This window comes from Morganella morganii H1r, assembly GCF_000633515.1.
Classification (GTDB): domain Bacteria; phylum Pseudomonadota; class Gammaproteobacteria; order Enterobacterales; family Enterobacteriaceae; genus Morganella; species Morganella morganii_B.
Window position 1 is genome coordinate 1 of sequence record NZ_AYMP01000116.1, and the last position, 528, is coordinate 528.

1 pseudogene is annotated in these 528 nt (G+C 47.5%); it reads left to right on the plus strand.

The annotated features are described in order from the left end of the window. Nucleotides 1-169: 169 nt before the first annotated feature. Nucleotides 170-528: pseudogene (locus U868_RS23955) on the plus strand (glycosyl hydrolase family 28-related protein); the annotation flags it as partial.

Genomic DNA, 528 nt, shown 5'->3' on the forward strand with positions numbered 1-528 from the left:
AATGGACGCTATGCGATGGGTAGTCTCTGACAAGAAACCAGATGCAGACGGCACGTTCTCCATCACAGCAAGCGAATATTTTGCACCGAAAGCAGACTATAACGTCTGACATAACACTCAAACCAACAAGCCAGCCATAGAGCTGGCTTTTTTATTGGAAAAAAGGCACATGGCTACTATCCCTACTCAAAATGCAGTACCGAGTGAAGCACCGCGCGACCTGAAATTTAACTCAGGAAAAATTGACGAGTTCGTGACGTCACTGGAACACGAATACAAAGACCGGTTTGGTCGCTGTCATATGACTATCGAAGGCATGCGCTGGATATTCGAGCAACTCATGGAGCGATTCAAGGTTGATATTGACCAGGCGATCATTGCTGCCGGTTATATCCCGATGGACAGCTTCCAGCAGGGTGCAGAGATAACAAAACGTAATGAAATTCTGCGTGATGAAACTACCGGTGAATATTACCGCTGGGATGGTGATTTGCCAAAGACGGTTCAGGCCGGGTCAACGCCTGAGTC